At 64.7% G+C, this 21574-nt stretch carries 18 protein-coding genes; 13 read left to right on the top strand and 5 right to left on the bottom strand.

The genetic code is table 11. The features are described 5' to 3' along the window. Positions 1-4: 4 nt before the first annotated feature. The 3 genes from BLT86_RS11085 to ubiM all read right to left on the bottom strand — a co-directional run bounded on the left by BLT86_RS11085 (position 5) and on the right by ubiM (position 2992). A complete protein-coding gene (locus BLT86_RS11085; RefSeq protein ID WP_092380398.1) occupies positions 5-238 on the bottom strand; it encodes a cbb3-type cytochrome oxidase subunit 3 in 234 nt (77 codons plus the stop codon). Beyond that, positions 228-1661, bottom strand: coding sequence for a cytochrome-c oxidase, cbb3-type subunit I (ccoN, locus tag BLT86_RS11080; protein ID WP_092376695.1), 1434 nt, complete (start codon positions 1659-1661; stop codon positions 228-230). Before ccoN ends, BLT86_RS11085 begins: the two co-directional genes overlap by 11 nt. A gap of 158 nt (positions 1662-1819) precedes the next feature. Beyond that, positions 1820-2992 carry a 5-demethoxyubiquinol-8 5-hydroxylase UbiM gene (gene ubiM, locus BLT86_RS11075; protein WP_092376692.1) on the bottom strand — a complete coding sequence of 391 codons (1173 nt, stop codon included), beginning with the start codon at positions 2990-2992 and terminating at the stop codon, positions 1820-1822. 322 nt (positions 2993-3314) lie between these two features. Between ubiM and BLT86_RS11070 the strand changes: the two genes are divergently transcribed. The 8 genes from BLT86_RS11070 (at position 3315) to BLT86_RS11035 (ending at position 12572) form a co-directional block, all read left to right on the top strand. Beyond that, positions 3315-4301: a glucokinase gene (locus tag BLT86_RS11070; RefSeq protein ID WP_092376689.1), complete on the top strand. Its 987-nt coding sequence runs from the start codon at positions 3315-3317 to the stop codon at positions 4299-4301. 55 nt (positions 4302-4356) lie between these two features. Next, positions 4357-5091, top strand: a complete 735-nt coding sequence (locus BLT86_RS11065) for a response regulator (RefSeq protein WP_092376686.1) — start codon at positions 4357-4359, stop codon at positions 5089-5091. Further along, positions 5081-6523, top strand: a complete 1443-nt coding sequence (locus BLT86_RS11060; RefSeq protein WP_092376682.1) for a sensor histidine kinase — start codon at positions 5081-5083, stop codon at positions 6521-6523. The genes BLT86_RS11065 and BLT86_RS11060 overlap by 11 nt, the downstream gene beginning before the upstream one ends. Before the next feature lie 199 nt (positions 6524-6722). Then, positions 6723-7976, top strand: a complete 1254-nt coding sequence (locus tag BLT86_RS11055; protein WP_092376678.1) for an ABC transporter substrate-binding protein — start codon at positions 6723-6725, stop codon at positions 7974-7976. Between the two features lie 290 nt (positions 7977-8266). After that, on the top strand, positions 8267-9175 hold the full coding sequence (locus BLT86_RS11050; protein ID WP_021489842.1) for a carbohydrate ABC transporter permease: 909 nt from the start codon (positions 8267-8269) through the stop codon (positions 9173-9175). 43 nt (positions 9176-9218) lie between these two features. Then, positions 9219-10037 carry a carbohydrate ABC transporter permease gene (locus BLT86_RS11045; RefSeq protein WP_197676112.1) on the top strand — a complete coding sequence of 273 codons (819 nt, stop codon included), beginning with the start codon at positions 9219-9221 and terminating at the stop codon, positions 10035-10037. Between the two features lie 10 nt (positions 10038-10047). After that, positions 10048-11193, top strand: coding sequence for an ABC transporter ATP-binding protein (locus BLT86_RS11040; protein WP_092376673.1), 1146 nt, complete (start codon positions 10048-10050; stop codon positions 11191-11193). Between the two features lie 140 nt (positions 11194-11333). Next, on the top strand, positions 11334-12572 hold the full coding sequence (locus BLT86_RS11035) for a maltoporin (RefSeq protein ID WP_017674827.1): 1239 nt from the start codon (positions 11334-11336) through the stop codon (positions 12570-12572). A gap of 156 nt (positions 12573-12728) precedes the next feature. On the opposite strand, the gene mapR is transcribed toward BLT86_RS11035, so the two are convergent. Beyond that, positions 12729-14141 (bottom strand): GntR family transcriptional regulator MpaR, encoded by a 1413-nt coding sequence (mapR, locus tag BLT86_RS11030; protein WP_090337686.1) that lies wholly within the window; start codon positions 14139-14141, stop codon positions 12729-12731. A 240-nt stretch (positions 14142-14381) separates the two neighbouring features. After that, positions 14382-15794, bottom strand: coding sequence for a cytochrome c oxidase accessory protein CcoG (ccoG, locus tag BLT86_RS11025; RefSeq protein WP_092376670.1), 1413 nt, complete (start codon positions 15792-15794; stop codon positions 14382-14384). Positions 15795-16135: 341 nt separating this feature from the next. Between ccoG and BLT86_RS11020 the strand changes: the two genes are divergently transcribed. From BLT86_RS11020 to BLT86_RS11000, 5 genes are all read left to right on the top strand, one after another. After that, on the top strand, positions 16136-17803 hold the full coding sequence (locus BLT86_RS11020) for a nitrite/sulfite reductase (protein WP_092376667.1): 1668 nt from the start codon (positions 16136-16138) through the stop codon (positions 17801-17803). Continuing rightward, positions 17800-18318: a DUF934 domain-containing protein gene (locus BLT86_RS11015; protein ID WP_092376664.1), complete on the top strand. Its 519-nt coding sequence runs from the start codon at positions 17800-17802 to the stop codon at positions 18316-18318. Before BLT86_RS11020 ends, BLT86_RS11015 begins: the two co-directional genes overlap by 4 nt. Next, on the top strand, positions 18315-18668 hold the full coding sequence (locus tag BLT86_RS11010; RefSeq protein WP_024308941.1) for a CidA/LrgA family protein: 354 nt from the start codon (positions 18315-18317) through the stop codon (positions 18666-18668). The genes BLT86_RS11015 and BLT86_RS11010 overlap by 4 nt, the downstream gene beginning before the upstream one ends. Continuing rightward, positions 18665-19348 (top strand): LrgB family protein, encoded by a 684-nt coding sequence (locus BLT86_RS11005; RefSeq protein ID WP_092376661.1) that lies wholly within the window; start codon positions 18665-18667, stop codon positions 19346-19348. The genes BLT86_RS11010 and BLT86_RS11005 overlap by 4 nt, the downstream gene beginning before the upstream one ends. A 297-nt stretch (positions 19349-19645) precedes the next feature. Further along, positions 19646-21253: a malate:quinone oxidoreductase gene (locus BLT86_RS11000; RefSeq protein WP_092376658.1), complete on the top strand. Its 1608-nt coding sequence runs from the start codon at positions 19646-19648 to the stop codon at positions 21251-21253. Positions 21254-21574 lie beyond the last annotated feature (321 nt).

Genomic DNA, 21574 nt, shown 5'->3' with positions numbered 1-21574 from the left:
GCCCTCAGAACTCCTGCTGTCCCTGATGCTCGCAGCTCCCGCTGCACGTACCGGGGCAGGCGCAGCCGCGGGTGCTGCGCCCGGTATCGCGCTCGACCCGTCGGGCCACTTCGGGATCGTCGGCAAACGGCAGCATGGTGGCTTCGTTGAGGTCACGCTGGCTGCCGCGCCCGAGGCTCAGTTGCACGCCGAGGAAGAACACCGCCAGGGCGATCATCCACCAGGCTTCAGCTAGCATGAGCGGCCTCTGCGGCATCGTGCGACTCGGTGGCCGGGCGACGCAGCGTCAGCCAGGTGTTGAGCGCCATCAGCAGCATGCCGGCGAGGAAGCACAGACCGCCGACCAGGCGTACCACGAAGCCGGGGTGACTGGCCTCCAGCGCCTCGACGAAGGAGTAGGTGAGGGTGCCGTCCTCGTTCACCGCGCGCCACATCAGGCCCTGGGTGATGCCGTTTACCCACATCGAGGCGATGTACAGAACGGTGCCGATGGTCGCCAGCCAGAAGTGCGCGTTGATCATGCCGGTGCTGTACATGCTGTCGCGAGCGAAGACTTTCGGGATCAGGTGATAGAGCGAGCCGAAGGTGATCATCGCCACCCAGCCGAGGGCGCCGGCATGCACGTGGCCGATGGTCCAGTCGGTGTAGTGGGACAGGGCGTTGACCGTCTTGATCGCCATCATCGGGCCTTCGAAGGTGCTCATGCCGTAGAACGCCAGGGACACCACTAGAAAGCGCAGGATCGGGTCGGTGCGCAGCAGGTGCCAGGCACCGGACAGCGTCATCATACCGTTGACCATGCCGCCCCAGCTTGGCGCCAGGAGGATGATCGACATCACCATACCCAGGCTCTGCGCCCAGTCCGGCAAGGCGGTGTAGTGCAGGTGGTGCGGGCCAGCCCAGATGTACAGGGTGATCAGCGCCCAGAAGTGGACGATCGACAGGCGGTAGGAATACACCGGCCGGTTCACCTGCTTGGGCACGAAGTAATACATCATCCCCAGGAAACCGGTGGTGAGGAAGAAGCCCACCGCGTTGTGCCCATACCACCACTGCACCATGGCATCGGTGGCACCGGAGTAGATCGAGTAGGACTTGAACCAGCTCACCGGCACCGACAGGTGGTTGACGATGTGCAGCATGGCGATGACCACGATGAAGGCGCCGAAGAACCAGTTGCCGACGTAGATATGGCGGGTCTTGCGCTGCGTCAGGGTGGTGAAGAAGACGATGCCGTAGGCGACCCAGACGATGGCCATCCACACCGCGCCGGTGAATTCGATCTCGGCGTATTCCTTGGTGGTGGTCAGGCCCATGGGCAGGGTCACCAGCATGATCAGGATGGTCGCCTGCCAGCCCCAGAAGGTGAAGGCGGCCAGTTTGTCGGAAAACAGTCGTGTCTGGCAGGTGCGCTGCACGGCGTAGTAGCTGGCGGCGAACTGCGCGCTGCCGGCGAAGCCGAAGATCACCAGGCTGGTATGCAGTGGGCGCAGGCGGCCGAAGCTCAGCCAGGGCGTGTCGAAATTGAGCTCCGGCCAGACCAGTTGGGCGGCGATGAACACGCCGTTGCACATGCCCACCACGCCCCAGAAGAGGGTCATGATGGTGAATTGGCGAACGACCTTGTAGTTGTAGGCCGGGTGGGGAGCAGCAGATTGCATCGCGGTAACCTTCCATACAGTAATGCGGGCGAAGCCGCGCGAATGGCGAAACTGTATGGAGGCTGGGGAAAACAAAACAGACTCAGAAACTGCTGTCTGATGCGTATCAGATGGAGCGGCAGGTGACGCGCGCCACGTTCGGCGCGCGCTTGCAGGGCTCAGGCCTGGGCGGTCAGGTGGCGAGCAATGCCCTTCTTCAACGGCAGCAGACCCTGCGCCACACGCAGGCCGGCGCCGCGCAGCAGCCGGGCGGGCAGGTGGTCGTTGGTGTACAGCTCCACCAGCAGGTTGGTGGCCTGGTACAGCGGCCAGGTGGCCAGGCGCAGCTGGCGCTCGTAGCGGGCCAGCGCTGATGTTGAACCGATGTCCTGGTGTTTGCCATGGGCGGCCAGTAGCGCCTCGCTGAGCAGCTGCACGCCAATCAGACCGAAGTTGAAGCCATGCGCGGTGACCGGGTGCATGCCCACGGCGGCATCGCCGAGCAGGGCGCAGCGATTGCCGACCATGCGCCGCGCATAGGCGCCCACCAGCGGGTAAACGTGGCGGCTGCTGAGCAGTTGCATGGCGCCCAGGCGGCGGTCGAAGCGTTGCTCCATCTCGCGGGCAAAGGTGGCTTCGTCCAGCTTCTGCAGACGTTCGATCTCGCGCGGCGGCAAGGTCAGCACCACGGACGATTGCCGGCCATTGAGCGGCAGCAGGGCCAGGGTCTGGCCATAGCCGAACCATTCCCAGGCCACTTGCTGGTGATCCTGTTCATGCTGCATGCGGCACACCAGCATGCTCTTGCCGAAGTCCTTGAGCTGCGCACCGATGCCTAGCTGACGGCGGGTTTCCGAGAAACGGCTGTCGGCGGCGACCAGCAAGCGTGGTTGCAGCACCTGGCCGTCCTGCAGTACCAGCTTCACTTCATGCTCGCCTTGTTGGATGGCGCGCACGCTGGTTTCGCACAGCAATTGCACATCGGCGCATTCGCTCACGGCTTGATAGGCAGCGCGGCGAATGGCCTGGTTGGCTACCAGATGGCCGAGGCGTTCGGCGCCGGCCTGCTCGGCGCGGATCTTCAATGCGAACAGTGAGGGGCCGTTGAATACCTGGGCGTCGCGCAGTACGGCAACGTCTTCGCTGGGCAGGCGTGCCCACAGGCCGAGGCGTTCGAGCAGCGCCTGTGAGCCATGAGTGAGGGCGATCTCGCGGCCGTCGAAGGCCGGTTCGGCCAGGGCCTGCTCGGCCTGGCGTTCCAGTACCACGATGGACAGGCCATGCCCGGACAGGGCGCGTGCCAGGCACAGGCCCGTCGGGCCGGCGCCGACGATGACGATATCGGGTGACATGCTGCAGCTCTCCGTGCGGATGACCAATGGGGCGGTTGATACCCGCCATGCGCCGGTGCGAGTCTAGGTCGCCGCAACGCCGCCGATATTGTCCGGGATCATGCCGAGGGCTGAATCCGTTGAGCGGGTCGATGGCTATGGGTTGGCATTTAATATTGTTGTTATTACTACTTTGGCCGGCTTGATAGGCGTAATTTTCGGGTTTACTGTGGTGTGCGTTGTTTGAACTACAAAAATAATTCGAGTTTGGAGTCGATGCCATGCATCCTCACTTTTCTGCAGTTGCCGATCATCGAACGGCCTTCGCTCCGGAGGCGTTCAAGTGAAACTGGCTCTGGTCGGCGATATCGGTGGTACCAACGCACGCTTCGCACTCTGGCGTGACGAGCAACTGGAGGCGGTGCAGGTTCTGCCGACCGCCGATTTCGCAGGGCCGGAGCATGCTATTGCCGCCTATCTGCAGGCTCAGGGCCTGCAGCCGGGGGCCATCGGCTCGGTGTGTCTGGCCTGCGCCGGGCCGGTCAGCGGCAACCTGTTTCGCTTCACCAACAATCACTGGCGTATCGACCGCACGGCGTTCTGCGAGGCGTTGCAGATCGACCGCTTGCTGATGATCAACGACTTCTCTGCCATGGCCCTGGGCATGACCCGCATCGCCGAGCACGAGCGTGTGCAGGTGTGCCCGGGCGAGCCGCAGGCCGACCGTCCAGCCCTGGTGATCGGCGCCGGCACCGGTCTCGGTGTCGGCACGCTGCTGGAGCAGGCGCAGGGGCGCTGGCTGGTGCTGCCAGGTGAGGGTGGCCATGTCGACCTGCCCATCGGTAGCCCGCGCGAAGCCGAGCTCTGGCAGGCTCTCTATCGACAGCTGGGCCACGTGCGCGCCGAAGATGTGCTCAGTGGCAACGGCCTGCTGGTGCTGTATCGGGCCATCTGCGAGCTCGACGGTCAGCCGCTGCAGCACGCGACGCCGGCGGCCATCACCGCTGCCGGCCTGGCGGGCGAGCCTGTTGCTGGCGAAGTGCTGGAGCAGTTCAGTTGCTGGCTCGGGCGCGTGGCCGGTAACAACGTACTGACGTTGGGCGCGCGCGGCGGGGTGTACATCGTCGGCGGTGTGGTGCCGCGTTTTGCCGAACGTTTTCTCGCCAGCGGTTTTGCCAAGAGCTTCAGCGACAAGGGCTGCATGAGCGATTACCTTCACGGCATTCCAGTGTGGCTGGTGACGGCCGAGTATACCGGCCTGACCGGCGCTGGCGTGGCCTTGCAACAGGCATCGGAACGTAGCCCGGATACCATCCGGGAGAAGCATTGATAGCCCCCCGGATTTGATCCGGGCTATACAGTCATAACAAGAAAGGTGGCGGACCATGAGCCAGCCCGGCAAATCGATTCTGCTGGTCGATGACGACCAGGAAATTCGCGAACTGCTCGATACCTACCTGAGCCGCGTTGGCTTTCAGGTGCGCGCCGTGGCCGATGGCGCCGCCTTCCGCCAGAGCCTGTGTGCGGAGTCGGCCGACCTGGTGATTCTCGATGTGATGCTGCCCGACGAGGACGGCTTCAGCCTGTGCCGCTGGGTGCGCGAGCACCAACGCTTCGCCCAGGTGCCGATCATCATGCTCACCGCCAGCTCCGACGAAGCCGACCGCGTGATCGGCCTGGAGCTGGGCGCCGACGACTACCTCGGCAAGCCATTCAGCCCGCGCGAATTGCTGGCGCGGATCAAGGCCTTGCTGCGCCGCGCGCAATTCACCCAGGAGCGCAGCGGCGAGGTGCTGGCCTTCGAGGACTGGCGCCTGGACATGGTCAGCCATCGGTTGTTTCACCGTGACGGCGAGGAGGTGATTCTGTCCGGCGCCGACTTCGCCTTGCTCAAGCTATTTCTCGACCACCCGCAGCAGATTCTCGACCGCGACACCATCGGTAACGCCACCCGTGGCCGCGAGGTGATGCCGCTGGAGCGCATCGTCGACATGGCCGTCAGCCGCCTGCGCCAGCGCCTGCGCGATACCGACAAGCCGCCGCGGCTGATTCGCACCGTGCGTGGCAGCGGCTATCAACTGGCGGCCACGGTCAGCCTGCAGGCCGGCGATGGGCGTTAACCCGCGGCGCTGGCTGCCGCGCTCGCTGCTCGGGCGCATGCTGCTGCTCACCTTGCTGGCGATATTGGCGGCGCAGACGCTGTCCAGCGTGATCTGGCTGTCGCAACTGCGCGCCACCCAGCTCGAAGGCCTGGTCACCACTGCGCGCAGCCTGGCGCATTCGATGTCCGCCAGCGTGCGTTACTTCCGCTCGCTGCCGGTGGCGTATCGGCCGCTGGTGCTCGATCAGTTGCGTAGCATGGGTGGCACGCGCTTCGTGGTAAGCCTCAATGATCGTCCGCTGCAGATGGAGTTGCTGCCGGCCACGCCGCGCAAGCAGGCGGTGACCGAGGCGGTGGCCGAGGTGCTGCACCAGTCGCTGGGCACTGCCGCGGACATCTCGGTGACCTTCGTCAGTCCGGATGACCTGCGCATCTTCAACGGCGGCCTGAAACTCGACGAGCTGCCACGTTCCTGGGCGCATTACGCGCTGACTCTGGAGCCGGTCAATCCGCCCGTGTTGGTGACGCAGATCCAGCTGGCGCCGGGGGAGTGGCTGTACATCGCCTCGTTGCTGCCCGAACCCTACACCAGCCTGGAAGAACCCATACTGCCGACCCAGCAGCTGTGGTTCATCCTGCTGACCACGGCTTTCCTGCTGCTGTTCATCGGTTTGCTGGTGCACCTGCAGAGCCGTCCGCTCAAGCGCCTGGCGCGCACCGCGCGGCATATGTCGCTGGGCGCCGAGGTGGAGCCGGTGGCCGAGGGCGGCGGCCGTGAAGTGGTCGAGGTGGCCCGCGCCTTCAACGCCATGCGCGAGCGTATCAGCCGCTACCTGACCGAGCGCAGCCAGTTGTTCAGCGCCATTTCCCATGACCTGCGCACGCCCATCACGCGCCTGCGCCTGCGCGTCGAACTGCTCGACGATGAAAGTCTGCAGACCAAGTTCGGTCGTGATCTGGATGACCTCGAGCTACTGGTCAAAGGCGCGCTGCAATGCGTGAAGGACACCGACATCCACGAGAACATCGAGCCGGTGGACCTCAACCACCTGCTGCACGGGTTGACCGAACCCTACCTCGGCTCGGGCCGCGTCACCCTCGACGGCGCCGCGCGTGATCTGTATCCCGGCAAGCCGCTGGCCCTGCGCCGCTGTATCGGCAACCTGCTGGACAACGCCCTGAAGTACGGCGAGCGCGCGCACCTGCACATCGAGGACGATGCCGAGGCGTTCGTCCTGCATGTCGATGACGAGGGGCCGGGCGTGCCCGAACAGAAGCTCGAGCAGGTGTTCGAGCCGCATTTCCGTCTGGCCAGCCAGCAACAGGGCTACGGCATGGGACTCGGCATCGCACGCAACCTGGCGCACAGCCATGGCGGCGAGCTGAGCCTGCGTAACCTGCGCGATGGAGGGCTGCGCGTCACCCTCTGGTTGCCGCGCCAGAGCCGTTGAGCGCCGCCGTGAGCCGCGCCGCACAACTGCAGCGCGCGCGCCGCTGCGCTGCATGTCACCGGCTCGCGGCGCTTTGTAACGACCTGGTGACTATCCAATACCCTTTGTTACCCCCAGGGCTCCGGGGGCTGGGTAGACTCGTTCGCAATGCAAGCACCACGACTTGCTCGCGAATAACAACAACAAGGTGTCTTATCCCATGAAAGCGATCTCTCGCCTGTCCTGTGCCATCTCCCTCGCTGTTCTGCTGCCCCTGTCCGCCACTGCCGGTGAAGTCGAAGTGCTGCACTGGTGGACCTCCGGTGGTGAAAAGCGCGCTGCCGATACCCTGCAGAAACTGGTCGAAGCCCAGGGCCACAAATGGAAGGATTTCGCCGTGGCCGGCGGCGGCGGTGAAGCGGCCATGACCGTGCTGAAGACCCGCGCCGTGTCCGGCAACCCGCCCGCCGCGGCGCAGATCAAGGGCCCGGATATCCAGGAGTGGGGCGAACTGGGCCTGCTCGCCGATCTCAACGACGTCGCTGCCGAGCAGAAGTGGGATGACCTGCTGCCACCGCAGGTCATCGAGGTGATGAAGTACCAGGACGACTACGTGGCGGTGCCGGTCAACGTGCACCGGGTCAATTGGCTGTGGATCAACCCGCAAGTGTTCGAAAAGGCTGGCGCCACGCCGCCGACCACCCTAGACGAATTCTTCGCTGCCGCCGACAAGCTCAAGGCGGCCGGCTTCATCGCCATCGCCCATGGCGGCCAGCCCTGGCAGGACGGCACCGTGTTCGAAGACCTGGCCTTCAGCATTCTTGGCCCTGAGGGCTTTCGCAAGGCTTTCGTCGAGCTAGACCGCGATACCCTGACCGGCGACAAGATGGTCGAGGTGTTTGCTGCTCTGCAGAAGCTGCGTGGCTATATCGATGCCGACGCCGCCGGGCGCGACTGGAACAGCGCCACCGGCCTGGTGATCGACGGCAAGGCCGGCATGCAGATCATGGGCGACTGGGCCAAGAGCGAGTGGACCGCAGCCGGCAAGGTCGCCGGCAAGGACTACGAATGCCTGGCCTTCCCTGGCACCCAGGGCAGCTTCGCCTTCAATATCGACTCGCTGGCGATGTTCAAGCTGAACAACGCCGACAACCGCAAGGCCCAGGAAGACCTGGCGCGTACGGTGATGGGCAACGAGTTCCAGGAATTCTTCAACCAGAACAAGGGCTCGATCCCGGTGCGCATGGACCAGGACATGAGCAGCTTCGACGCCTGCGCGCAGAAATCCATGGCCGACTTCAAGGAGGCCGCTGCCGATGGTGGTCTGCAGCCGAGCCTGGCCCACGGCATGGCCGCTTCCAGCTACGTGCAGGGCGCGGTGTTCGACGTGGTGACCAACTTCTTCAACGACCCCAAGGCCGACCCCAAGCGCGCCGCCCAGCAACTGGCGGCGGCGATCCAGGCGGTGCAGTGAGTGACGGGGCCTCGTAGCCGGGCCTTGCCGTAGGGCGGGTGCAACCCGCCTGTTTCAAGCCTTCTATCCCTGGCGCATGCCCACAGGCACGCGTCACGGGATCGGCCGCGCCGAGATTCAGGTGTCGGGGCAGGGCAACTGGCAGTCGGTAGGGCGGACTCAGGAGCGCAGCGAACAGTCCGCCGGCTATGCGCGCTGGCTGTAATCGCCGACGTACTGCTTCGCGAGTACGCCCTACGGGTCCGCTACGGATGTTTTACGCATCAACGCAGCACGCAACGGAGTCAACCATGAGTTCAAACGCAGTCATCACCAAAGCCTCACCGCTGGACGTCCTGCAGCGCTGGCTGCCCAAGCTGGTGCTGGCGCCGAGCATGGTCATCGTGCTGGTGGGGTTCTACGGCTACATCGGCTGGACCTTCCTGCTGTCGTTCACCAACTCGCGTTTCATGCCCAGCTACAACTTCGTCGGGCTGCAACAGTACGCGCGGCTGTGGGACAACGATCGCTGGTGGGTGGCGAGCCAGAACCTGCTGGTTTTCGGTGGCCTGTTCATCGTCATCAGCCTGGTCATCGGCGTGTTTCTGGCGGTGCTGCTGGATCAGCGCATCCGCCGCGAAGGCTTTATCCGCACCATCTTTCTCTACCCCATGGCACTGTCGATGATCGTCACCGGCACCGCCTGGAAGTGGCTGCTCAACCCCGGTCTGGGTCTGGACAAGCTGCTGCGTGACTGGGGCTGGGAGGGCTTTCGCTTCGACTGGCTGGTGGACCCGGATCGCGTCGTCTACTGCCTGGTAATGGCCGCCGTGTGGCAGTCCTCGGGCTTCGTCATGGCGCTGTTTCTCGCCGGTTTGCGCAGCGTCGATCAGTCGATCATCCGCGCCGCCCAGGTCGATGGTGCCAGCCTGCCGAGCATCTACCTGCGCATCGTGCTGCCGAGCCTGGGCCCGGTGTTCTTCAGCGCGCTGATGATCCTCGCCCATATCGCCATCAAGAGCTTCGACCTGGTCGCTTCGATGACCGCTGGCGGCCCCGGCTACGCCTCCGACCTGCCGGCGATGTTCATGTACGCCCACACCTTCACCCGCGGCCAGATGGGCCTCGGCGCCGCCAGCGCGATGCTGATGCTCGGCGCGGTGCTAGCGATCCTGGTGCCCTACCTGTATTCCGAACTGCGAGGCAAACGCCATGACTAGTCATGCCATTAACGCGCAAGTCGCGCCGCGCCGGGTAAGGGTGATGAGCCTCAGCCGCCTGGCCATTCACGCCACCCTGATTCTGGCCTGCGCGGTGTACCTGGTGCCGCTGCTGGTGATGCTGCTGACCAGCTTCAAGACCCCCGACGACATCCGCAGTGGCAACCTGCTGTCGATCCCGGATGTGTTCACTCTCATCGGCTGGGTCAAGGCCTGGGACGGCGTCGGCGGCTACTTCTGGAACTCGGTGAAGATCACCATTCCGGCGGTGCTGATCTCCACGCTGCTTGGCGCGCTGAACGGCTACGTGCTGGCCATGTGGCGCTTTCGCGGCTCGCAGCTGTTCTTCGGTCTGCTGTTGTTCGGCTGCTTCCTGCCGTTCCAGGTGATCCTGCTGCCGGCGTCCTTCACCCTCGGCCAGCTCGGCCTGGCCAACACCACCGAAGGCCTGGTGCTGGTGCATGTGGTCTACGGCCTGGCCTTCACCACGCTGTTCTTCCGCAACTTCTACGTGAGCATTCCCGAGGCGCTGGTGCGTGCCGCGCGCCTCGATGGCGCGGGGTTCTTCACCATCTTCGGACGCATCCTGCTGCCGATGTCGGTGCCGATCATCATGGTCTGCCTGATCTGGCAGTTCACCCAGATCTGGAACGACTTCCTCTTCGGCGTGGTGTTCGCCAGCGGCGACACCCAGCCGATCACCGTGGCGCTGAACAACCTGGTCAACACCAGCACCGGGGCCAAGGAATACAACGTCGACATGGCCGCGGCGATGATCGCCGGGCTGCCCACCCTGCTGGTCTACATCCTGGCCGGTAAGTACTTCCTGCGCGGTCTGACGGCCGGCGCCGTCAAAGGTTGAGGTAATAACCATGGCTACCCTCGAACTGCGCAACGTCAACAAATCCTACGGCAGCGGCCTGGCGGACACCCTGAAGAACATCGAACTGGCCATCGACTCCGGCGAGTTCCTGATCCTGGTCGGCCCCTCCGGCTGCGGCAAATCCACCCTGATGAACTGCATCGCCGGTCTGGAGGACATCAGCGGCGGGGCGATCCTGGTGGACGGCGCCGACATCAGCGGCATGAGCCCCAAGGATCGCGACATCGCCATGGTGTTCCAGTCCTACGCGCTGTACCCGACCATGACGGTGAAGGACAACATCGCCTTCGGCCTGAAGATGCGCAAGTTGCCGCCTGTGGAGATCGAGGCCGAGGTGGCGCGCGTGGCCAAGCTGCTGCAGATCGAGCATCTGCTGATGCGCAAGCCCGGCCAGCTCTCCGGCGGTCAGCAGCAGCGCGTGGCCATGGGCCGGGCGCTGGCGCGGCGGCCGAAGATCTACCTGTTCGACGAACCGCTGTCGAACCTCGACGCCAAGCTGCGCGTGGAGATGCGTACCGAAATCAAGCTGATGCACCAGCGTCTGAAGACCACCACGGTGTACGTCACCCACGACCAGATCGAGGCTATGACCCTGGGTGACAAGGTGGCGGTGATGAAGGACGGCATCATCCAGCAGTTCGGCACCCCACAAGAGATCTACAACGACCCGGCCAACCAGTTCGTCGCCAGCTTCATCGGTTCGCCGCCGATGAATTTCATTCCACTGCGTCTGCAGGTACGCGACGGCCAGTGCTTTGGGCTGCTCGATTCCGGGCAGGCGCGCTGCGAGCTGCCGCTTGGCGCCGCGGCCGAGATGGAAGGGCGCGAGCTGATTCTCGGCGTGCGTCCCGAGCAGATCCAGCTGGCCGGCGCCGGCTCGACGCAGCCGAGCCTGCGCGCCGAGGTCGAGGTGGTCGAGCCGACCGGGCCGGACACCCTAGTGTTCGTCAGCCTCAACCAGACCAAGGTGTGCTGCCGCCTGGCGCCGGACGCCGCGCCGCAAGCCGGTGCCAGCCTCGATCTGCAGTTCGATCCGGCGCGCGTGCTGTTGTTCGACGCCGCCAGCGGCGAGCGCCTGCGTCCGGGAAAGCGTGAGGCCACTGACAACAAGGTGGCCCAGTTCAAGCTCGGTTAGCCGTGTAGCCCGGATGAAATCCGGGGGCTGCCCAATAACCCCCCGGATTGCATCCGCGCTACAGCTCCTCGAGGCAACGAAGAACCGTCGCTGCGGCGGTAATCCGCAGCATCGCTCAATAAAAACAATCAGGAGCAACGATGAAGACCACACAGCAAACCCTCACCTGTTCACTCGGCGCCCCTTGCTTGCTGGCACTGGCTTTGGCCACGCCGCAGGCGCAGGCCCTCGAGTTCACCGGCTACGTACGCAGCGGCATCGGCGGGGCGGATACCGGCGGCACACAGCAGTGCTTCCAACTGCCGGGCGCGCAGTCCAAGTACCGCCTGGGCAACGAGTGCGAGCAGTACATCGAACTGGACCTGCGCCAGGACCTGTTTCGCCTGGATGACGGCTCGGTGATCAGCGTTGAGGGCATGGCCCAGCTCTACAATCAGTATGGTCATACGCCGAAATTCACCGGCGATTACGGTTTCGCGCGGATGAACCAGATGTACGCCGAGTGGAGCAACATGCCGGCACTCAATGGCGGTTCGCTGTGGGCCGGTCGCCGCTTCTACAAGCGTAACGACATCCACATCACCGACTTCTACTACTGGAACCAGAGCGCCACTGGTTTTGGTATCGACGAGATGAAGATCGGCGACCTCAAGTACAGCTACGTGTTCTCGCGCAAGGACAACTACGACCAGGAGCCCTACATCAACCGCCACGATTTCAACGTCGGCGGCTTCCAGGTCAACCCCGGCGGCGAGCTGGAAGTAGGCGTCAGCTACATCGACAAGCCGGACAGCACCGACGCCAACAGCGGCTGGGCGGTGAGCGCACAACACAAGCAGCAGGACTTCCTCGGCGGGGTCAACACCATCGCCCTGCAATACGGGCGCGGGCCGGGTACCGGTCTGGGTTATACCGGCGACCCGACGCTCGACAGCAGTAACCGCAGCTGGCGCCTGGTGGAATTCTTCGACTTCCAGATGACCCCGCGCCTCGGCGGTCAGGTGCAACTGGTCTACCAGAAGGACAAGCGCCCGGACGGTGCGGATCAGAACTGGCTGTCCATCGGTGGCCGCACCAGCTACGCCTTCACCGAGCAGTTCAAGCTGGTCGGCGAGATTGGCCGCGATCAGGTCGAGGCGCCCGGCGGTACACGCAAACTGACCAAGTTCACCATTGCGCCGACCTGGTCACCATCGGGCCCCGGTTTCTGGGAACGTCCGGAAATTCGCCTGTACTACACCTACGCCAGCTGGAACCGCGCCGCGCAGCAGGCCGCCAACCTGTTGGCCGACGGTTCGGCCTTATCCGAGAACGGCGCCTTCGGCAGCGCACGCAACGGCTCCAACTTCGGCGTGCAGGTGGAGTATTGGTGGAAGTAGAGCGCTCGTAGACTGTGCCCGCTGCAAATCAGTCGGTGCGCATGGCGCACCCTACGCGACCTGCGGGGTGTTCGTAGGGTGCGCCGTGCGCACCAGGACCGTAGCCCGGATGCAATCCGGGGCGATTCCTGCTCCGGCTCCCGGATTTCATCCGGGCTACAACAACCCCGCCACCAGGCGCCCGAGCACTTCCATGGCCTGTTCGCTGCTCGGGTTCCACGGATGGCCGTAGTTCAGCCGCGCGCAATGGCGAAAGCCCTGGCTGGCGGAGAAGATCGGCCCCGGCGCCAGGCTTATGCCCTGGGCCAGCGCCAGGCGCAGCAGTTGCAGTGAGTCCAGACGCTCGGGAAATTCGAACCAGAGGAAGTAGCCACCCGAAGGTCGCGTGACCCGCGTGTTGGCGGGGAAGTGCCGGGCGGCAGAGGCGAGCATCGCGCTTTGCTGCATTTCCAGGGCATGGCGCAGCTTGCGCAGGTGACGGTCGTAGCCGCCGTGCTGCAGGTAGTCGGCCAGCGCTGCCTGGGCCGGCACCGACGGCGAGATGGTGGTCATCAGCTTCAGTCGGGCGATCTGCTCGGCATAGCGCCCGCCGGCCACCCAGCCGATGCGATAGCCCGGCGCCAGGCTCTTGGAGAAGGAGCTGCAATGCATCACCAGCCCTTCGCGGTCGAAGCTCTTCACCGGCTTGGGCGGGTGGCTGCCGAAGTACAGCTCGGCGTACACGTCGTCTTCGATCAGCGGCACCTGGTGTTCGACCAGCAACTCATACAGCGCCTGCTTCTTCTCCTCGCTCATGCTCGCGCCCAGCGGGTTCTGCAGGCTGCTCATGAACCAGCAGGCCTTGATCGGCAGTTGCTTCAGACTCTCCGACAGGGCGCCCAGGTCGATGCCTTCGCGCGGGTGCACGGGGATTTCCACGGCCTTGAGCTGCAGCCGCTCCAGCACCTGCAGGCAGGCGTAGAAGGTCGGCGACTCGACGGCCACCAGGTCGCCTGGCTGAGTCACGCACTGCAGGCAGAGGTTGAGCGCCTCCATGGCGCCGTTGCTGATCACCAGTTCTTCCATCGGCAGCATCACGCCGCTGACCATGTAACGCAGGGCGATCTGCCGGCGCAGGTCGGCGTTGCCGGCGGTCATGTCGGCGATGATCTCGTGCGGCGAGAGCCTGCGCAGCGCGTGCGCCATGCTCTTGGCCAGACGCGGCAGGGGGAACAGGTCGGGGCTGGGGAATGCCGAGCCGAAGGGCACGGTGTGCGGGTCCTTCAGCGAGGCGAGCACGGAGAACACCAGCTCGCTGACGTCGACCTCGGTGGTTTGCGCGGCGTGGGCGGTCAGCTCCGGTTCGTGCAAGGGGCGCTTGGCGTGTTCACGCACGAAGTAGCCGGAACGGGCGCGCGCCTGGATCAGGCCGCGATCTTCCAGCAGGTAGTAGGCCTGGAACACGGTGGACGGGCTGACCCCGTAGGTGCGGCTGGCATGGCGTACCGAGGGCACCTTCTCACCGGGGCCGAGCACACCGGTGCGGATCAGCTCGGCGATCTCGTCGGCGAATTTTTCGTAGCGTTTCATCCTGTCCTGGTTCACCGACGCAAAGGGTAAGGACGAACACTTTACGGGGTGAGCGGCAGACATGGCAGTGCCTCGTGAGGGGGACGTATCTCGGTTGTGGCAACCGTAGCCCGGATGCAATCCGGGGAAGGACCTCGAACCGCCCCGGATTGCATCCGGGCTACGGCTCTGGTGGCCCATTCGCCGCGGGGCGCGGCTCCTACACGGATATCTGTAGGAGCCCCGCCTCGGGGCGAAGCGCTAGCGCAGCGGCGCGAGGAAGGTGCTCTTGGTGCTCACATGGCTCTGCGAATCGGCCTGGTCGCGGACTTCGAAACGCAGGGTCTGCGGCCCGGCAGCGTTGTGCGAGGCCGTCAGCGCGACGCTTACCGGCAGGTCGCGAATCTCCCCCGGCGCCAGGTTCAGCGTGCGCGGGCCGTGCAGTTCGAAGTCACCGGGCTCGACCAAGTCGATGGCGTAGCTGCGCGCTTGCTGGGTCTTGTTGATGATCTTCAGGCTGTAGATGTTCTCGATCTGGCCCAGGGCGTTCTCGCGGAACAGGCCACGGTCGCGGGTTACGTCCAGGGAGATCAGCGGGCGCTCGGCCAGCGCCCAGGCGAAGGCGCCGATCATCAAGGCCAGCATCGCCGCGTAGCCGATCAGGCGTGGGCGCAACCAGTGGGTCTTGCCGCCGGCCAGCTCGTTCTCGGAGCTGTAGCGCACCAGGCCACGGGCATAGCCGAGCTTGTCCATCACGCTGTCGCAGGCATCGACGCACGCGCCGCAGCCGATGCATTCGAGTTGCAGGCCGTCGCGGATGTCGATGCCGGTGGGGCAGACCTGTACGCACATCGTGCAGTCGATGCAGTCGCCCAGGCCTTCGGCCTTGTAGTCGGCGTCCTTGCGGCGCGGGCCGCGGGTTTCGCCACGGGCGGCGTCGTAGGAGATGACCAGCGTATCGCTGTCGAACATCACGCTCTGAAAGCGTGAGTAGGGGCACATGTCGCGGCACACCTTTTCACGCAACCAGCCGGCGTTGATGTAGGTGGCGGCGGTAAACGACAGCACCCAGAACGCGGTGGTCGCGCCCATCTCCAGGGTCAGCAGGTCAGTGGTCAACTGACGTACCGGCGTGAAGTAGCCGACGAAGGCCATCGCCGTGATCAGGCTCACCACCAGCCAAAGTCCATGTTTGGCGCTACGGCGCAGAAACTTCTGCAGCGACCAGGGTGCGGCATCGAGCTTGATGCGCTGGCCGCGGTCGCCCTCGGTGATCTGCTCGACGCGCATGAAGACCCAGGTCCACACGCTCTGCGGGCAGGCGTAGCCGCACCAGACGCGGCCGGCCAGCACGGTGATGAAGAACAGGCCGAAGGCGGCGATGATCAGGATGGCCGAGAGCAGGATGAAATCCTGTGGCCAGAAGGTCGCGCCGAAGATGTGGAACTGGCGGTTATCCAGATCCCAGAGTACGGCCTGGCGGCCGTTCCAGTCGATCCAGGCGGTGCCGAAGAACAGCAGGAACAGGAGGCCGGCGCCGAGCAGGCGCAGGTTGCGAAAGCGTCCGGTGAAGCTGCGGGTGTGAATCGGGCCGCCGGCCTGGGCCGGTGTCAGGCGAATGGGTTTGGCAGGATCGATGGTCTCGACGGCCCGCACGGGGATCAGATCGGTCATATGGTTGCCCTCATCAGGCGTTTATCAGGCTGGCGCCATGATCCGAGGGCAACTGATCGCGAAACAGACTCAGGTTTTCGATAAAAAAGCGGATCAGATGCGCCCCTAGGACTGTAGAAAGAGCATCTGATACCTCTGCGGGTCACGCAGCGTCTGACCTCATGAGCTTTCAAGCCGAGCCGTGCAGGCGTCGCCCTGCGACATCGCGCCGCGCCAGTCAGTGCCCTGCGTCGGCCACTGCCGCCTTTATCTGATCCGGTTTTTTAAGGCTTTTCTGGCGCTGTTTTCAGTGCACGCCTGGCAGGCATAGTCGACGCCCCGTGATCAGGAGGCCTGCCGGCATGTACCAATACGACGATTATGACCGTGCGCTGGTGCGCGAGCGCGTCGCCCAGTTCCGCGACCAGGTACAACGGCGCCTGGCCGATGAACTGAGCGAGGAGGAGTTCCTGCCGCTGCGCCTGCAGAACGGCCTGTACCTGCAGAAGCATGCCTACATGCTGCGCGTGGCCATCCCCTACGGAACCCTGTCGGCCAAGCAGATGCGCGCCCTGGCGCACATCGCCCGCGAGTACGACCGCGGTTATGGCCACTTCACTACGCGGCAGAACATCCAGTTCAACTGGGTCGAACTGGAGCGCGTGCCGGACATCCTCGACTGGCTGGCCGACCACGACATGCACGCCATCCAGACCTCCGGCAACTGCGTGCGCAACATCACCACCGAGGCCTTCGCCGGGGTCGCCGCCGACGAATACCTCGACCCGCGCCCGCTGGCCGAGATCCTCCGCCAGTGGTCGACGGTCAACCCGGAATTTCTGTTCCTGCCGCGCAAGTTCAAGATCGCCCTGTGCGCCGCCGAACAGGACCGTGCAGCCATTCAGGTGCACGATATTGGCCTGCAGCTGTATCGCGACGCGGCCAACGAGCTGCGCCTGCGCGTGCTGGTCGGCGGTGGCCTGGGGCGCACACCGATCATCGCGCAGGCCCTGCGCGAGGGGCTGCACTGGGAGGACTGCCTGTCCTACGTCGAGGCCATCCTGCGCGTGTACAACCGCCACGGCCGGCGCGACAACAAGTACAAGGCGCGCATCAAGATCCTGGTCAAGGCGCTGGGCATCGACGCCTTCGCCGCCGAAGTGGAGCGCGAGTGGCAGCCGATCAAGGACGGCCCGGCGCGCCTCACCGAGGATGAATACCGGCGCGTCGCCGCCTCCTTCCATAAGCCGGCCTATGTGCCGCAGGACGCCCTCGACCTCGACTTCGGCAGCCACCTGGCACGCGACGAGGCCTTCGCCCGCTGGGTCTCGCGTAATGTCATGGCGCATCAGGTGCCCGGCTACCTCAGCGTGGTGCTGTCGACCAAGCCGGGTATCAGTGCACCGCCCGGCGACGTCAGCGCCGAGCAGATGGAGGCGCTGGCCGACTGGAGCGAGCGCTACGGCTTCGGCGAGATTCGCGTTGCCCACGAGCAGAACCTGGTGCTATCCGATGTACGCAAGGCCGACCTCTACGCGCTATGGCGAGAGGCCCAGGCGTCCGGGCTGGGCACGGCCAATGCCGGCCTGCTCACCGACATCATCGCCTGCCCCGGTGGTGACTTCTGCTCGCTGGCCAACGCCAAGTCGATCCCTATCGCCCAGGCCATCCAGCAACGTTTCGACGATCTCGACTACCTGCACGATCTGGGCGAGCTGAGCCTGAACATCTCCGGCTGCATGAACGCCTGCGGCCACCATCATATCGGCAACATCGGCATCCTTGGCGTCGACAAGAACGGTAGCGAGTGGTACCAGCTGACCCTCGGCGGCAGCCAGGGGCGGCAGGCGGCGCTGGGCAAGGTGATCGGCCCGTCGTTCGCCGCCGAGCAGGTACCCGAGGTGATCGAGCGTATCGTGCGCACCTATGTCGATTATCGAGAGGTCAACGAAGGCTTTCTCGACACCTTCCAGCGCATCGGTCTGGAACCCTTCAAGGAGCGCGTGTACAGCCGCGAGGAGGTGGTATGAACAACCTGATTCGTCTGGTCGAGGGCCAGGCCTGCATCGTCGACGACGATCCCTGGCAACTCGACGCTGAGGCTGACGCGCCGCTGATTCTGCCGCTGGCGGCCTGGCGCGAACGGCAGCCTGCCGAGGTGCTGCAGGGCAGGGCGATGAGTGCCGATGGCCTGCTGCTGCAGGTGGACGACGAGCCGGAAGCGCTGCAGCCATTTCTTGCCAGCCTGCCGCTGATCGCCATCGACTTCCCCAGCTTTCGCGATGGTCGTGGCTACAGTCAGGCCTACCTGCTGCGCACCCGCATGGGCTGGCGCGGCGAACTGCGCGCGGTGGGCGACGTGCTGCGTGATCAACTGGCGCACATGCGCCAGTGCGGCTTCGATGCCTTCGCGGTACGCGCCGACAAATCGCTGGAGGATGCACTCAAGGGCCTGCAAGGGCTCAGTGTGTTGTATGGTCGCTCGGTTATCGAGCCGCGTCCGCTGTTTCGGCGGGGACGCCATAAGGAGGAATCGAGCTCATGATGGTGCGTGGCCTGTTCTGGCTGGTAGTGCTGCAGTTGTTCGGCGTGGCCCTCAATCACTGGCTGTTGCCGATGCTGCCGGCATCCATCATCGGCCTGCTGCTGCTCTCGGTCTGGCTGATGTGGCGTGGCGCGGTGCCCGAGCCGCTGCAACAGGCCGCCGGTGGTTTGCTGCCTTACCTGCCGTTGTTGCTGGCCGTGCCGGCGTCGGGGATCATGACCAGCAGTGACCTGCTGCTCGGCGAGCTGCCGGTGATCGCCACGGCGCTGGTGCTGTCGCTGCTGGTCACCGTGCCGTTCTGCGGCTGGCTGTTGCAGACGTTGATCCGCCGTCAGGAGCGCAAGGGATGACGCAGCTGACTCACCACCCACTGTTCGCCATCGCTCTGACCCTGGCCGCTTTTCTGATCGCCGCCTGGCTCTATCGCCGCAGCGGCTGGCTGGTGCTGCAGCCGGTGCTGGTTTCGGTGACGCTGATCGTCGCCGCCTTGCTGCTGTGTGGGGTCGACTACGCCACCTACCGCGCCGGCGCCGAGCCCGTTGCCTGGCTGCTGGGGCCGGCCACCGTGGCCCTGGCGGTGCCGCTGCAGCACAACATCAAGCGCATCCGCCAACTGTTCTGGCCGGTGATGATCACCCTCACGGCCGGCGGCGTCCTGTCGGTGGCGCTGACCCTGGCCATCGGCTGGGCGCTGGGCGCCGACTGGAGCGTGGTGATGAGCCTGGCGCCGAAATTCGTGACCATGCCGATTGCCATGCCGGTGGCCGAGCAGATCGGCGGCGTCGCTTCGCTGGCCGCGGTGATGGTCATGCTCACCGGGGTGATCGGCACGGCCATGGGGCCGCTGTTGCTGCGTTGGGCGGGCGTGGATCACCCGGCTGCCCGTGGCCTGAGCTACGGCATCAATGCCCATGCCATCGGTACAGCTCACGCCCTGCAGGAAGGCGAGGAGTGCGGCGCCTTCGCCGCCCTGGCGATGAGCCTGCTGGGCATCGGCACCGCCTTGCTATTACCGCTGCTGCTGGCCTGATTCGGGCGGGATTCCGCCATTTCCAAGGGGCTCCTCCCGTGGATCTGGCGAGTTCCCGCCAGCCTCGAGCCTGATGTGTGGCAGAAAGCCGCATTTGGGCTGCTGAATCCTTTCAGCGGCACGCATATTGCTCCTCCCGGCGACGCGACTGGAATACGCCCGCCAAGAGGCCTGGAAATACCCTTCCTCCCGCCGCGCCGCAGATCTGCGGCTATCGCCCATGTGCGGCCCAAACGGCCGCTGCCCGAAACCTTGCCTGCACGGCTGTTGTCGTCGTGCGACGAACTGGACTGTCCCATGAAGAAAATCCTGCTGACGCTGCTTTGTTTCAGCGTGATCGGTTGCTCCAAGCCCCGCGAGCCCGAGAAAACCGTCGACGTGCTGCTGATCGGCGCTGGCGTGATGAGCGCCACCCTCGGCACCTACCTCCACGAGCTGCAGCCGGACTGGAGCATCGAAATCTACGAGCGCCTCGACAAGGTAGCCGCCGAAAGCTCCAACGGCTGGAACAATGCCGGCACCGGCCACTCGGCGTTCTGCGAGCTGAACTACACCCCGGAAACCGCCGACGGTGGCATCGACATCAGCAAGGCCATCGCCATCAACGAGTCGTTCGAGATATCCAAGCAGTTCTGGGCCACCCAGGTCGAGCGTGAGGTGCTGAGCAAGCCCAAGAGCTTCATCAACATCACCCCGCACATGAGCTTCGTCTGGGGCGACGACAACGTCGAGTACCTGCGCAAGCGCCACGCCGCCCTGCAACACAGCAACCTGTTCCGCGGCATGGAGTTCACCGAGGACCACGGGCAGATCGCCCAGTGGGTGCCGCTGGTCATGCAAGGTCGCGATTCGCAGCAGAAGGTCGCCGCCACGCGCATGGCCATCGGTACCGACGTCAACTTCGGCGAGATCACCCGTCAGTTGATCGACTCGTTGATCGGCAAGCAGCAGGCCAGCCTGCATCTTGAGCACGAAGTTCGTGATCTGCAGCGCAACGATGATGGCACCTGGCGCGTGATCGTCGCCGACCTGGCCAAGGGCGGCGCCGAGCAGAGCATCAACGCCCGCTTCGTCTTCATCGGCGCCGGTGGTGGCGCGCTCAAGCTGCTGCAGAAATCCGGTATCGAAGAAGCCAAGGGCTACGCCGGCTTCCCGGTCGGCGGCCAGTTCCTCATGACGCGTAATCAGGACGTGGTCGCCCAGCACCTGGCCAAGGTCTATGGCAAGGCTTCGGTCGGCTCGCCGCCCATGTCCGTACCGCACCTGGATACCCGCGTGATCGATGGCGAGAACGTGCTGCTGTTCGGCCCGTTCGCCACCTTCTCCACCAAGTTCCTCAAGCAGGGCTCGCTGCTCGACATGTTCAGCAGCATGACCACCGACAACTTCATGCCGATGGTCAACGCCGGCATGGACAACTGGTCGCTGAGCACCTACCTGATGGGCCAGCTGATGCTCAGCCAGGAAGACCGCATGGCCTCGCTGCGCGAGTATTTCCCGGAGGCGCAGGACGCAGACTGGGAGCTGATCAATGCTGGCCAGCGCGTGCAGATCATCAAGAAGGATGCCGAGAAGGGCGGCGTGCTGCAGTTCGGCACCGAAGTGGTGACCTCGGCCGACGGCAGCATCAGCGCACTGCTGGGCGCCTCGCCGGGTGCTTCCACCGCCGCGCCGATCATGCTGCACCTGATCGAGAAGGCCTTCGCCGACAAGGTCGCCACCCCTGAGTGGCAAGAGCGCCTGAAGGACATCATCCCGTCCTACGGGCAGAAGCTGAACGATGACCTGGCGCTGACCAACCGCATTCGCCAGTGGAGCAGCGAGCGTCTCGAACTGCCGCACATCGAAGTGGCGCCGGACGTGGAAATGGCCGCCGAGCCCGAGCCGGCTGCCGTGACTCTGTAAGGCTTTAACTGCTGTAAAGAAACCCGCCCTGCGTGATGCGCAGGGCGGGTTTTTTATTGGGCTACTGAAAAGTGTGAGCTGGATCTTTCGCGGCTGAAGCCGCTCTTACTCGACGGATAAATACCCGTAGGAGCGGCTTCAGCCGCGATGTTCTGGTCCGCCCCTGCATCCACGTTTCGTAGCCCGGATGAAATCCGGTGCCGTTCGAGCGCCAGAAAAAGCTGTCGCGGCTAAAGCCCCTCCCACCGGCACGATGGGTTCTGTGGGAGGGGCTTTAGCCGCGACTGGACATTGAGTGGTTCCCCGGATTTCATCCGGCTA

This window comes from Pseudomonas sihuiensis, from assembly GCF_900106015.1.
In the GTDB taxonomy this organism is placed as follows: Bacteria; Pseudomonadota; Gammaproteobacteria; order Pseudomonadales; family Pseudomonadaceae; genus Aquipseudomonas; species Aquipseudomonas sihuiensis.
The sequence above is the reverse complement of the archived record's forward strand: the minus strand, read 5'-3'. Positions and strand labels throughout refer to the sequence as shown.